Origin of the sequence: Stieleria varia (assembly GCF_038443385.1) — a bacterium.
Taxonomy (GTDB): domain Bacteria; phylum Planctomycetota; class Planctomycetia; order Pirellulales; family Pirellulaceae; genus Stieleria; species Stieleria varia.
Genome location: NZ_CP151726.1, coordinates 4,777,913 through 4,791,339, shown reverse-complemented (window position 1 = coordinate 4,791,339; position 13,427 = coordinate 4,777,913). Strand labels below are relative to the sequence as shown.

Genomic DNA, 13,427 nt, shown 5'->3' with positions numbered 1-13,427 from the left:
TCGATGCAACGCACGCTGGTCTTGTTGAAACCTGATGCTGTCCAACGGCGTTTGATCGGCGAATTGATCGCCCGGTTTGAGGCCAAAGGATTAAACATTGTGGCGATGAAAATGTTGCAGGTCACACCAGAGCTTGCCAAACAGCATTACGCGGAGCACGTCGAAAAGCCATTTTACCCGAGCCTGGAGTCTTTTATCACCTCGGCACCCATTGTGGCGCTGGCGATCGACGGTTTGGATGTCATCCAGGTCGTCCGGGACATGCTGGGAGCGACCAGCGGATTGAAAGCAGCGGCGGGGACGATCCGAGGCGATTTCAGCAGCAGCCGGCAAATGAACTTGGTTCACGCCAGTGACGGTCCAGACGCCGCCCAACGCGAGCTGGCTTTGTACTTTGATGAAAGTGAATTCTGTGATTACCAGCCGGTCCTGGTCCCGTTCTTGCGAGCCGGTGACGAGTGATCCGCATTTCCGAGTCGAAAACGAACACCACGATACGCTCAAATACAAACCAGACGCTTTGTGCCAAGTGAGACGCGGTGGACAGAAATAGTGAATTAAAAACGTGCGGCGTGATTCTCTGTCATCTCGCACAACTTGATTCACCGCGGGCCGGTTTGTAGCGATTGAATCGATCGCATGGACCTCTGCGTGGGGCGTGACCTGAAAACGTCGCCCGTTTAACCGTTTTCAGCATTTGATAAGGTTGAAACGTTACGGGCGGCGACTAGCGTGGGATTTACACGAGGGAATTTTGCCATCGCGTTTGACTTAGACCAAACGCAATGTGACCACCCCCAAACACGCAGTGCCCCCGAGGTTCTTTCATGAAACGTCTTTTGGTTGCTTCCGTGGTGGCACTTGCTGCTGCCGTTTGTATTTCAGACACCGCCTCCGCCCAGCATCCCGGTGGCTATCCGTTCGTTCCGTTCGGCTTTTATCAGCCCTACGGTGTGCAGTTCAACAACAACACACCGACGCCTCCGTATTTCGCGCTCAACCCTCCGGTCTATTACGGCGCCCGTTATGCTCGCCCGTACGGAATGAGCCCTTTTGCATCGCCACCGATGGTTTCCGCGCCGAGTGGATACAACGGTCGTCTGCGTACTGATTTCTATCAGCCGCCACGAACCGTAACGACCAGCAGTTGCGGAACCTGCTACGGTCAAACGAGCCAGTCGGGCCCGGAAAAGCTGGGTGCGATCCGTCAAAACCCGTTCGTCGAATCCGGCCAGATCGCGAGCAAATGATGCTTCGAAACGGCTTGCGTGGATTGGCACGAAAACAGTCTGCGCATATCAGCCGCCACGCGATAGAGAGCGTCCCCGCCTAGCATGGTGGTGTTACCAAACGCTGGGTGGTGTCATAGGCCCTGAGCCGTTTTGGCGTTAGCCACGGTTGTGGCACGAAAACCGTGGCTAACGCCAAAACGGCTCATCTACCGAACCCACGTTCTAAGACTGGACGATGCACTAGTGACCATCCAGGCCCTACAAACGCAACAAAGGCACTGCACTCGGGGGAAAACCTTACCGGAAACCTACAAAACTCGGCCCTTCGTCAGTAAACTGCTCTGATGCAATCCGGCCTGGAGAAACGCGGGCTGCACCAATATTCCTCCAACCATTGACCCCCGCTGTGCCCAACCCCTCTCCTCTCGACGCATTCGCGACACTCAACGTGTTCGATATTGTTCGGGCGACTTGGGAACGTCGCTGGGCCGCCGTGCGAGTTTTCATCGCTTTGTCGGTGCTTGTTTTCTTTGCGGTTTTGTTGCTGCCCAACCGTTATGTTTCCAAAGCACAATTGTTGGTGCGGCTCGGCCCCGATTCAGTGGCGATCGACCCGACTGCCGGTTTGAGTTCCACGGTATCGCTGCAAGAAAGTCGGATCCCGCAAGTGAACTCGATTGTCGAGTTGTTGCGTAGCAAGGAAATGGTCGAGCGCGTCGTGAAAGACGTTGGTCCCGATCGCATTCTGGAACCGGCCGGTGCGATCGCGAAAACGAAGGCTTGGCTCAGCCAATGGATTCCCAAGTCCGCGCCGAAACCGCAAGCCGGCTACACCGCGACGCAGATGAGCGACATGATGCAGGTCGCGGAAGCCTGCGTGGCGGTTGAGAACGACCTGGATATCCATCCTGCGAAAAACGCGTACACGATCACCGTCGAATGGGTCGGTTACTCTCCGTTCTTGGCGCACGACATCGTCGACGCATTCGTCCGGCAATACCCCGCTTATCACAAGTCCGCTCACGGACCTGCCGGAACAGTAGAGTTCTTTGAGTCGGAAGCCAAACAGGCTTATGAGGTGGCGACTCGTTTGCAGGAGAAAGTCCGTAAGCTGAAATCGGACAACGGAATCATCGAGCTGGATTCCGCCAAGAGCGCGTTGCGTGGTGAACTCAGTAGCGTCCAGTCGGAAATGAACAACGTCGAGAGCGAACTCAGCTCCGTGGACGCAGAACTGGACAAACTGGCCAGTGAAATCGGCTCCATGCCCGCGACGGTGGAAGCAGAGAAGATCACCGGGCTGTACAAACGAAGCGGCGACTTGGTGCGTCAACGTTTGTACGAATTGGAGGTGCAAGCTCAGGAGCTGGCGTCGAAATACAAACCGGATCACCCCAAACGCGTCGCGGTTGATTCGCAACTTGCCGCGGCCAAGGAAACCGCAACTAGCGAGATCGGGCAAGAACCGCAGTTGCGAGAAGTCCTGAACCCGACGCTGCAGTCCCTCGACCTAGCCTTTCGCACCGCGATTGCCAGACAAGCCGGTTTGCAGGCCAAGCGTGACGCACTGACGCGACAATTCGAACGTTTGCAAAAAGAACTGACTCAGCTCAACCAGATCGGCGTCGAATTGGTTCAGTTGACTTGGGACGCCAGCGTCGCCGAGTCGACTTATTTGGAAACCGCTGGCAGATTGGCCAACGCACGACAACTCGAATCGCTGGCGGCACTCAAGCTGAGTGATGTTTCGGTTGCCCAGCCTGCCACGCTGGAGCTAAAGAAGGTCGGCCCCAAACGAATGATCTATTTGATCGCGGGACTGGGATTTGCCGCCATGGTATCCTTGTGCCAAGCCGCCGTGCGTGGTTTGTGGCATCAGGATTTCAATCCATTTGCGTCCAACGATTTGCCTTCGCCCACGGCCGGTCACTTGCATTCCCCCACCGATGCGACCGCCCCGGAACCGGCAGGACATTTGACTTCGTCACAAACCACAAACTCAAACTCCCCCGTCCTCACCTCCTCGATACGCCGGCAACGTCCGATTTCGTCGGACACCAGCGAATTCTTTACACGACAAAAATCGCTTACGGGTGATCCGCCGACCGTTGATTTTTCGGCCGGTGAACTTGCCGATAAAGGCGCGGTCGCGGAGCCCAAATCGGACTTAGAGCCGACGTCCAAGCGTCCCAGGTGAGACCTCGTCCCATTCCCCCACACCCAAGCTCTCCGCACTTTTCATTTTGGCGGAGCAGACGCAACGACCAATCGCATTGATGAACTCTGATTTCTTTCTTGGCATCGATGTTGGCGGTACCGACATCAAATTGGGTTTGGTCGATGATCGTGGAAACGTTCATTTCAAACACCAGACCCCGACGCGACCGCTCGGCTGCCCCGACGCGGTATTCGAATACGCGATCCGATACGCCAACGAAACGCTGCTCAACCATGAGTTGCCCGCCGACATGCTACGTGGCGTCGGGGTTGCCGTCCCAGGCGTCTTGGACACACGCGCCGGCGTGCTACGTGAAGTCGTCAACTTGCCGGGATGGTTGGGGGTTTCGTTGATCAAGCATCTGGCTGCGATCACCAAGCTGCCAACACAACTGATCAATGACGCCAATGCGGCGGCTTATGCCGAGCATGTGATTCGGTCTCTCGGCGATGGCTCCTTGGCGCTATTGACCCTGGGAACTGGCATCGGCGGCGGTCTGGTCCTATCGGGACGCCCCCATGGCGGCGATCACGGTTGTGCCGGCGAGCTGGGTCACATCACGATCGATTTTTCCGACACCGCGATCCCTTGCACCTGTGGCAGTCGCGGGCATTTGGAATCTTACGCGGGTGCACCAGCGGTTCTGTCCAACCTGCAACGCCGCCTACGTGCCTTGCCGGTGGAGTCAATCTCCCCAGAGCTACTCTCACCGGACGTGACCACACGGGACATCGCCACGCATGCCGAGAAAGGATGCCAAGTTTGCGTCGATGTGATGATGGAGACGGCGTGTCATGTCGGCAAAGCGATTGGTATGCTGGGGCAAGTTTGCAATCCAGAAGTCGTGATTCTGGGTGGCGCGATGACCTTTGGCGGCGAAGCAACGGCGACAGGACGCATGTTCTTGGACGCGGTGCGTGAAAGTGTCAAACGAACGACGTTGGTTCAGGTCGGTGGTAACATGGACATTCAGTTCGCGTCGCTGGGTAACGACGCTGGCGTGTGCGGCGCCGGCATGATTGCTCGCCACCGTTCTTCCCGCTCGGCACGTTGATTCACAGGAACAGTTTGTGATGGATCCAAATTCGGTCGAACGTATCCCCGTCAAGATCTTTGCCCGCGCCTCCGATGCCAGTGCTGCCGTCGCAGCCGAGATCGCGCAATTGATCCGAGCCCGCGCCTCCGAAAACAAACCCTGCGTCTTGGGACTAGCCACCGGCTCGTCGCCGATCGGTGTCTATCAGGAACTCGTTCGGATGCACCGAGAGGAATCCCTGTCCTTTGCCGGCGTGACCGTGTTCGCATTGGACGAGTTCTATCCGATGAACCCGCAGGAGCTACAAAGCTACGCCAGGATCCTGCGTGACAGCCTGACCGATCTGGTCGATATTGCTCCCGCCAATGTTCATGTCCCTGACGGTTCCATTGCCAGAGAGGACGTCAAGCAGTTTTGTATCGACTATGAACAGCGAATCGTCGACGCCGGTGGCATCGACATTCAGCTCCTGGGCGTCAGCAAGACCGGTCACATTGCCTGTAACGAACCGGGTTCCGACCGTAACAGTCGCACGCGGATGATCACACTTGATCGCTTCACGCGGATGGACGCCGCCAGTGATTTCTTTGGCGCCGAAAACGTACCACGACATGCGATCACGATGGGTGTTGGCACCATCCTGGATGCTCGGCGCATCTTTTTGTTGGCGTTCGGTGAGGGCAAGGCACCGATCATCGTTCGCACGGTGGAGGATCCATCGATGGCTGGAGTCCCCGCGTCGTTCTTGCAGGGGCATGTCGGCGCGACGGTGTGGTTGGACGAAGCCGCAGCGAGCCTGTTGACCAGACGCCAAAGTCCTTGGCTGTTGGGCGAAACCGAGTGGGACGCCGAAACGACGCGTCGTGCCGTGATCGGTTTGGCCACCGCCAACGGCAAAGCAATCTTGAAACTGACCGACCAGGATTACAACGAAGCCGGATTGCAGGACTTACTGGCAAGTCATGGCGATTCCTACGGAATCAATCTCAGCGTGTTTCGTCACTTGCAAGCCACCATCACGGGTTGGCCCGGAGGCAAGCCGGATCGGATCAAACAGGCGGGCGATCGTCCAGGACACCGTGACGATATCTTTCCCAAACGCGTCGTCGTCTTTTCACCGCACCCGGACGATGATGTCATCTCGATGGGCGGCACATTGATTCGATTGGTGGATCAAGGTCATCAGGTTCATATCGCCTACCAGACATCGGGCAACATCGCCGTCTTTGACAGTGACGCGATGCGGTTTGCCGAGTTTGCAGCGGACTTTTGCCGTGAATTTGGAATTCAAGCGTCGGGCATGGACGACATTGAGAGACACGTCGATGAGTTCTTACGAAACAAACGCTCGGGACAAATCGACAGCGATCAAGTTCAGCGGATCAAAGCACTGATCCGGCGTGGTGAAGCCCGCGAGGGGGCGAGATGCTGTGGCGTCGATGACGACAAACTGCATTTCCTCAACTTGCCGTTCTATCAAACCGGTCGTGTTCAAAAACAACCGTTGGGCGAAGAGGATTACCAGATCACGGTCGACTTGTTACGCGAGATTCAACCGCATCAGATTTATGCTGCCGGCGATTTGTCCGATCCGCACGGCACTCACCGGACGTGTTTGAGCGCCATCTTGCAAGCCTGTGTGCGGTGCTCCGATGACCCTTGGTATCAAGATTGCATCGTCTGGCTGTATCGCGGTGCGTGGCAGGAATGGCCCATCGAGCAGATCGAAATGGCGGTTCCGCTCAGCCCTCGCGAAGTCGACCGCAAACGCGTGGCGATCTTTAAGCACGAGTCACAAAAGGACCGTGCCTTGTTCCCCGGCACCGATTTACGTGAATTCTGGCAACGCGCCGAGTCCCGAAACCGCGAAACCGCCCAACGCTACGATCAGCTCGGATTGGCGGAGTACGAAGCCATCGAAGGGTTCGTCAAATGGGACGGAAACTCGGGACTGGAGATCTAGGTCTGCTGATCGAGTATAAATGATCATTCACGCCCCAATGGCACTTCGTTTGGCCCGATGTCACGACGCAGGGATATCATGTTATGCAGAATGCCATCGACGGGATGAAGGTGCTCGTTGCGGAAGACAGTGACCTGATGCGGCGTCTCTTGGTCACTCATCTTCGCAATTGGGGATACGACGTGATCGAAGCCGTCAACGGAGAACAGGCCTGGGCGGCCTTTCAAGCTGAACCCATCTCGATGGTGCTGACGGATTGGATCATGCCCGAGGTCGATGGTTTGGAATTGATCCGACGCATTCGTGCGACGCCATCGGGTCCTTATTGCTACTCGATTCTGTTGACGGCCAAGTCCGAAACAGAAGATCTCGTTCATGCGATGGAAGCCGGCGCGGATGATTTTCTCGTCAAACCCTGCGACGGCGAAGAACTGCGGGTTCGATTGCGTGAGGGCGAGCGAATCATTCGACTGCAATTTGAATTGGCTGAACAAAACCGCCAACTCAGAGAAACTCAAGCCGCGTTGGTGCAAAGCGAAAAACTGGCGAGCTTGGGACAACTTGCTGCCGGCATGGCACACGAGATCAACAATCCGATCGCGTTTGTCACGAATAACTTGGCCGTAATGAAACGCGATTTGACCGGACTGATGGATTTGGTCAACAAATACCGGGAGACGCGACCCTACCTCGACAACGCCCCTGAGAAACTGGTCCAAGAAATCGACGAGTTGGAGCAAGAATGTGATTGTCAGTGGTTGCAGGAGTATTTGCCCAAACTCTTGGCGTCATCAAGTCAAGGCTTGACGCGGGTTCGAGACATCATCAGCAATCTGCGAGACTTTGCTCGTTTGGACCAGGCAGCCTACGGAACCTTGGATCTCTCGCAATCGGCACGCAATGCCGCCGACATGCTCAGCAATTTACTCGCTGAAAAAGATGTTTCGATTCATTTTTCGCGGGATCAACCTCTGTCCATCGCCTGTCATGGCGACAAAATCCAGCAGGTGATTTTCAACACACTGCTCAATGCCGTCCAGGCAAGTGCGCACGGCGCGGTCATTGACGTTATCCTGGAGGAAGACGGCGAGTTTGCCAGCTTGCGTGTCAACGACCACGGAGAAGGAATGGATCGCGAAACTCTCGATCGAGTTTTTGAACCATTCTTTACGACAAAACCAGTTGGTACAGGAACAGGACTGGGAATGGCAGTCAGTTATGGGATCGTCCGTGACCACGGCGGTACCATCACGATCCAAAGCAGTCCTGGATCAGGAACCGAAGTGAACATTCGCTTGCCACTCAACACGTGATGAACACTCATGGAATCAATAACCAAACCCGCCGTCTTGATCGTCGATGATGAACCCGACGTGTTGTTCTCCTTGACAGGCTTGCTCAGGAAAGATTTCCAAGTTCACACGGCCCAAAGCGGTAAGGAAGCATTAGACATCCTGAACGAGCATCCGATTCAGGTCGTGATGACCGATCAGCGAATGCCCACCATGACCGGGGTGGAACTGATGAGCCAAGTCCGCGATATCCATCCCTCGGCAATCCGTATCATCTTCACCGGCTACGCAGACATTCGTTCGGTGGTAGAAGCCATCAATACGGGCGGTTTGTACCGATACATCACTAAGCCGTGGGATCCGGAGGACCTGCTGGAGGCGCTTCGTGAAGCCGCCGAACACTACGAAACCATTGCGGCACAACATCGTGTGCACGCAGAGCTTGAGGGCTACCTGATCGACTCTCTGACTCTGCTGGAACAGATCGAAAACGACCGCGTCGATCCCGAGTTGGCCAGTCAACTCAAGCAACAGTGCGTCTCCCTGCAATCCAATCTGCAACGTATCACGGACCAAGTGTCATGAGTCACCGTGAACCTGTTTTCTTGGTCGTCCTGATTGACACAGCGACCTTGGATTGGCACGTCGGTGGAATCCGAATGGATGGAACCGCAGTGCCACTGTTGCGATCCGATCCCGAGAGCCTTGCGGAGTACCGTAATGCCGAGTTCGATGGTCAAGTCTCCTTTCTCCGGCATCAACTCGCCGGTGCACTGCAACGTGGCTGTGACCGCCTTTTTCCTAGAGACATGAAGGCTTGCCATTTTTTGATTGTCGCCAACGGTCCATTTCCTGATGCCGACGCGGAACTGTCGACCAGATTGGCGGAGCACTTCGTTCAATGGATGATCAGCCCACCTGCGACCTACATCATCCTGAGTGATTGGAACGATGACTCAGGCATGAACGTTGTCGCCGGTGAGATGCCAGAGAGCGACAATACGCTGCTTGCGTCCGGTTTGAGTGTGCTGGTCGATTCTCGACGACAACCCGACGACTGGGAACACGTTCCGGGACCATCCCAAAGTGAGGCGACCTGATGAATCGGTTTCGGGAGAGCGTCCCAGCGAATAGGCCTAATCGTCGCCAATGCATGCGAATGATCTACGGAGTTGCAACGCTGACGATGATCCCCCGAATCGCCCTGCCACGAGACTCAGCACGCTTGCAAGACTCAACAAGGGCATTCGAGAAAGAGATTGAGCCGCCTGATTGTTATGCACGAATGTCCTTGTATCGATGCGAGTTGGAGCTGATCCGCGGACGACTGGATCGTCAGGCGGTGCAACGTAGCGAAATCTCGGTTTCAGGGGCAGCGCCGCGAGAGGTCTACTTCCAAGCGTTGACGTTGTTTGGAAAGTCGGAACGCCTTTCCTTTGATCTGACCCGCGATGTGGTTCGGATGACGTTCGAATCACCAAGAGAGATCCGCCCCGCCGATGTCTTGGAGGTCATCGATGCATCGCTGCATCAGATCCTGAAAATCAAGTCGCACTTGGGGATCACCCAAGAGTGCAAGGAACCAATACGGGAGGCCGAGCGGACACCGACGGACGTTTTTCGCAGCATTGTCCAAGCCAATCGGCAGTTGAACTTGATGTTGGAGACACCGTATGCACCGCGAGACGTGTTTCAGCAAGTGAATCTAGCGGTCAGTTACTGTGCGCGGATCCTGGCACAGTATCCAGGCGTCGAACGTTTCCCGCCGACGCCGGACTTGATCGACGGCAAGATCCCGCCAGACGTTTTCCGCCGCTTGCTCGATTGCTTTGAGCTCATTCGGCAGATCGAGGTGCATCTTGGCCTGACGATCCTGGAACTCTCCATCGATGAAAACGAGATTCAACAGGCTGTGCCAGGTGATGTACACGACATCGCGTCCCTCTTGGTCTCGGAGGTTGCTTTTCTACACGGAAAACTCGCCGATGCAAAACCTCCTCGAAAATCGGTGGATCCGGGACCTCAGACACCGTCCAAGGTTTTTCAGCGTGCCGGAATTCTGCAGCAGCAGCTTCAATTGCTGTTGGAGCAAGTAGCAGCGGGAAACCTGGCCGACGGTTGGCAGAACGCGCAGCGGGCGTCAAACGCGTCGGGGAGGCCAGCGGATGACCGATAGCGAATCGGAGTCATCGAGCCAGGTCGATCCGGACGCATGTGTGCTTTCGGGTCCGAGTCTTCGTCGTCGATTGCTACGATCGCACTTGATCGTCGCCGTATTCAGCATCGTCATCCTCGTGGTGGCTCTGTTCGCAACCCACTGGCTCCGCAATCGCGCGCTCCATCTCGCTCGACTTCGAGCGCCAACCGCACAGGCGTCCATTCAAACGCTAAGCGGCGTTCAGCAATCACTGGCAGCATTGAGAGGCTGGATGTTGGTCGGCGATTCCCAATTTCGAGACGAACGACACGCAGCGTGGAACGACAGGATCTTGCCGTCATTGGCGAAATTGAAAGAACTGAGTCAGGAATGGACGACGAAGGAAACTCGAGATGAGTTTCAAGAAGCAACGCGGGCGCTGGAAGATCTTCGCGATGCTCAATGGTGGATCGAGGACGTCGCTTGGATGCCGGGGAATGAACCCGCGAAATATCTAGTCGAAAAGCAAGTCGACCCGGTCATGGACGATTTGATGAACGCGATGCAGCGTATTTTTGACGAAGAACAGAAGGGCAACGCAGAAGACAGCAATGAAGCGAAGTTGATTCCCTTGGCCAACTTTCGTTTCACGTTCACTCGTTCGCGAACCACGATCGCTTCGTTCTTGCAGACGGCCAATGATGCCGAGGAACGAGAGTTCCGAAAGCAAATTGACTATGCGCAATCCCAGTTGGATGAACTGACGGATGAACGCGAGTCACTGTCGGCAACGCAGCAAGGGCACCTGAAGACAATCATTGATGAGTTCCAAGTCTATCAGGTGCTGTGTCAGGAGGCGATCAATGTGCGTCGTTCGTCGAATTGGAATGTCGCTCAACATGTGCTGACGGAAGAAGCCATTCCGGCATCGAGGAACGCCACTCGTTTGCTCAAATCGCTTTCCGATCGACAACTGCGGTTGATGGACCGAGAAGCTGAAATGGTGGAGTCGATCAGTCAGTGGACCTTCTTTGCCTTGCTCTCCCTGATCGCGTTCATGGCGGTCGTCGCCTGGATTGTTTCTCAAAGGTCGGCCGCCAGATTGGCTGCTCCCATCTCCTTGCTAGCCACGGCGACGGAAGAACTGGCCGCAGGTCGATTTAACGATGACATCCAGATCACGAGCAATGACGAACTGGGACAATTGACACACTCATTCAACATGATGCGTCAACGATTGCAGAAAGCGTTGAATGACCTGGCAAAGGCTCGTGATCAAGCACAATTGGCAAATCAAACCAAGAGCGAGTTTCTGGCCAATATGAGTCACGAGATTCGCACTCCGATGAACGGTATCATCGGCATGGCAGAACTGTTGTCCAACACAAAACTCAAGAGCGATCAGCGTGACTACCTCAATATGGTCCGAGACTCGGCGGATTCACTGCTGCGTTTACTCAATGAGATCCTTGATTTCTCTAAAATCGAAGCCGGTCGGTTGGAGATGGAGCATATTCCATTTCCCCTGCGTGATACCGTTGTGGTTACCGGCCAAACGTTGATGTCGCGGGCATCGGAGAAAGGCCTGGAACTGGCTTGTCGAATCGCCCCGGAAATACCCGACACCTTGATCGGCGACCCGAATCGGATTCGACAGATCTTGGTGAATCTGATTGGCAATGCGATCAAATTCACCACCGCAGGCGAGGTCGTCGTCAATGTCGAACCAGAAATGATTTCGGATGACCAAGTGCGACTGCACTTTATGGTCCGCGACACAGGAATCGGGATCCCGCCGGAGAAGCAAGACCAAGTCTTTGAAGCGTTCACTCAAGCTGACTCATCGACCACCCGAGAGTACGGAGGCACCGGTTTGGGACTTGCCATCTCATCCGAATTGGTACGATTGATGAACGGTCGAATATGGGTCGAAAGCGAGGTCGGCGTCGGCACTCAGTTCCATTTCAACATCTGCTTGCCAGTGCACGATCCATCACCGCAACCACTTTCCATCGATTTGGAAAGCCTACGTGATGTCGCAGCTTTAATCGTTGACGACAATTCCACCAATCGCAAGATCTTGCAGGAAGTGTTGAACAGTTGGAACATGCGTCCCGTGGTGGCAGATAGTGGTCCATCCGGCTTAGCAGAGATGCATCGCGCCGTTTACGAAAACCGTCCTTTCTCGCTGGTTCTGCTGGATTGCATGATGCCCGGAATGGATGGATTCGAATTTGCCAGGCAAGTGCAAGAGCACGAGGAGATTGCCAATTGCACCATCATCATGGTCTCCTCCGGATTGCGTCAGGGAGATACCGCGAGATGCAAAAGCTTGGGTATCCGTCGGTATATGGCAAAACCGCTGAAACAGTCTGATTTGCTCAATGCCATCATGGAACAGGTGAATCGTTTGCCCGCCCAATCGGGCAAGCGTACGCTGCCGACAAGGCGAACATTCGTTCCCGACGATCAGATTGAGCCACGCCGAGTCCTGCTTGTTGAGGACAGTCTGGTCAATCAACGCGTCGCGTTGGGATTCCTGGAGTGGCAAAAGCACGAAGTCGTAGTAGCCGCAGACGGCTTGCAAGCCGTCGAGGTCTCGGCAAAAGAACCGTTTGACTTGATCCTGATGGACATACAGATGCCCGAAATGGACGGCTACGAAGCGACGCGTTTGATCCGGGAACGCGAACACGAAACCGACACGCACATCCCCATTGTCGCGATGACGGCCAACGCGATGAAGGGAGACAAAGAAAAGTGCTTGCAAGCCGGCATGGATGCTTACATCTCCAAACCGGTCAGCGCTCCGGAACTGTTGCGGGTCGTGGCCGAGTATCCTGCTAACGTGCTCTCTGGACGCCGACAAAAGGAGAATGATATGCCGATCATTAAACGCAATGGCGAATCCGAACCTCCCGTAGCCCAGCCACAGATTCCCACCGAAAATTTCAAGGTGGATTGGGTACTTGCTCGAAAAAGCATCCCCGGGAACGATGCGCAGTTTTGTGAGTTCGTCGAGCTGTTTCTCAACGAATGCCCCAAGCTGATCACTGAGATTGAAACGGGTTTGGCTGCCGATGATCGCACTCGGCTGATGCGTGGCGCGCATACGCTCAAGAGCAACGCAGCAATCTTTCAAATCCAACCAGTGGTCGACGCGGCCGCTCACTTGGAGGTTAACGCGGCCACGGCAACAACGACCGAACTACAGGCTGAGATCCAGGAACTCAATGTCATGACAACGAACATCCTGGGTCAATTCCGCACTCAGCTTGCTTCACTCCGATCGGAGAACGGTTAGGTGCGTCCCGCTTAGTACGCGGTGGAATCAAAGTACTTAGCGAGAAATTTGGATTCTATCCTCAACAATTCAACGTATCTAAGCGGATGACGCGACCTGCCGGCGCAGCCGGTGCCCCCCAGTGAGCCTCAGGCGCTAGCCGTGGGCCTGAGGCGGATTGTGATACCGGCCACGGCTAGCGCCTGAGGCTCACTTTGATTGCGATGCATGGAACAAAAACACGGACTGAAAAAACAATGTCAACC

10 protein-coding genes are annotated in these 13,427 nt (G+C 55.3%); all 10 read left to right on the top strand.

What is annotated here, in order from left to right:
• The first annotated feature begins 3 nt into the window (after positions 1–3).
• The 10 genes from ndk (at position 4) to Pla52nx_RS16110 (ending at position 13,182) form a co-directional block, all read left to right on the top strand.
• Entirely contained in the window at positions 4–462 is a 459-nt protein-coding gene (gene ndk / locus Pla52nx_RS16155) for a nucleoside-diphosphate kinase (protein WP_146522810.1), read from the top strand.
• A gap of 365 nt (positions 463–827) precedes the next feature.
• The gene (locus tag Pla52nx_RS16150; protein WP_146522693.1) at positions 828–1,250 is read left to right on the top strand and encodes a hypothetical protein; all 423 of its coding nucleotides are present in this window, start codon (positions 828–830) and stop codon (positions 1,248–1,250) included.
• A 388-nt stretch (positions 1,251–1,638) separates the two neighbouring features.
• Positions 1,639–3,429, top strand: coding sequence for a GumC family protein (locus tag Pla52nx_RS16145; protein WP_197454985.1), 1,791 nt, complete (start codon positions 1,639–1,641; stop codon positions 3,427–3,429).
• 79 nt (positions 3,430–3,508) lie between these two features.
• The gene (locus Pla52nx_RS16140) at positions 3,509–4,504 is read left to right on the top strand and encodes an ROK family protein (protein WP_146522691.1); all 996 of its coding nucleotides are present in this window, start codon (positions 3,509–3,511) and stop codon (positions 4,502–4,504) included.
• A gap of 19 nt (positions 4,505–4,523) precedes the next feature.
• Positions 4,524–6,449 carry a 6-phosphogluconolactonase gene (locus Pla52nx_RS16135; RefSeq protein ID WP_146522690.1) on the top strand — a complete coding sequence of 642 codons (1,926 nt, stop codon included), beginning with the start codon at positions 4,524–4,526 and terminating at the stop codon, positions 6,447–6,449.
• An 83-nt stretch (positions 6,450–6,532) separates the two neighbouring features.
• Positions 6,533–7,762, top strand: coding sequence for a sensor histidine kinase (locus Pla52nx_RS16130; RefSeq protein ID WP_197454984.1), 1,230 nt, complete (start codon positions 6,533–6,535; stop codon positions 7,760–7,762).
• A gap of 9 nt (positions 7,763–7,771) precedes the next feature.
• Entirely contained in the window at positions 7,772–8,326 is a 555-nt protein-coding gene (locus Pla52nx_RS16125) for a response regulator (RefSeq protein ID WP_146522689.1), read from the top strand.
• The gene (locus Pla52nx_RS16120) at positions 8,323–8,841 is read left to right on the top strand and encodes a hypothetical protein (RefSeq protein ID WP_146522688.1); all 519 of its coding nucleotides are present in this window, start codon (positions 8,323–8,325) and stop codon (positions 8,839–8,841) included. The genes Pla52nx_RS16125 and Pla52nx_RS16120 overlap by 4 nt, the downstream gene beginning before the upstream one ends.
• A complete protein-coding gene (locus Pla52nx_RS16115; protein WP_146522687.1) occupies positions 8,841–9,917 on the top strand; it encodes a hypothetical protein in 1,077 nt (358 codons plus the stop codon). Before Pla52nx_RS16120 ends, Pla52nx_RS16115 begins: the two co-directional genes overlap by 1 nt.
• Positions 9,907–13,182 carry a hybrid sensor histidine kinase/response regulator gene (locus tag Pla52nx_RS16110; protein WP_146522686.1) on the top strand — a complete coding sequence of 1,092 codons (3,276 nt, stop codon included), beginning with the start codon at positions 9,907–9,909 and terminating at the stop codon, positions 13,180–13,182. The genes Pla52nx_RS16115 and Pla52nx_RS16110 overlap by 11 nt, the downstream gene beginning before the upstream one ends.
• Positions 13,183–13,427 lie beyond the last annotated feature (245 nt).

Coding starts and splice junctions, on each gene's coding strand:
- ndk (WP_146522810.1), top strand. CDS start 4: ATGCAACGCACGCTGGTCTTGTTGAAACCTGATGCTGTCCAACGGCGT.
- Pla52nx_RS16150 (WP_146522693.1), top strand. CDS start 828: ATGAAACGTCTTTTGGTTGCTTCCGTGGTGGCACTTGCTGCTGCCGTT.
- Pla52nx_RS16140 (WP_146522691.1), top strand. CDS start 3,509: ATGAACTCTGATTTCTTTCTTGGCATCGATGTTGGCGGTACCGACATC.
- Pla52nx_RS16135 (WP_146522690.1), top strand. CDS start 4,524: ATGGATCCAAATTCGGTCGAACGTATCCCCGTCAAGATCTTTGCCCGC.
- Pla52nx_RS16130 (WP_197454984.1), top strand. CDS start 6,533: ATGCAGAATGCCATCGACGGGATGAAGGTGCTCGTTGCGGAAGACAGT.
- Pla52nx_RS16125 (WP_146522689.1), top strand. CDS start 7,772: ATGGAATCAATAACCAAACCCGCCGTCTTGATCGTCGATGATGAACCC.
- Pla52nx_RS16120 (WP_146522688.1), top strand. CDS start 8,323: ATGAGTCACCGTGAACCTGTTTTCTTGGTCGTCCTGATTGACACAGCG.
- Pla52nx_RS16115 (WP_146522687.1), top strand. CDS start 8,841: ATGAATCGGTTTCGGGAGAGCGTCCCAGCGAATAGGCCTAATCGTCGC.
- Pla52nx_RS16110 (WP_146522686.1), top strand. CDS start 9,907: ATGACCGATAGCGAATCGGAGTCATCGAGCCAGGTCGATCCGGACGCA.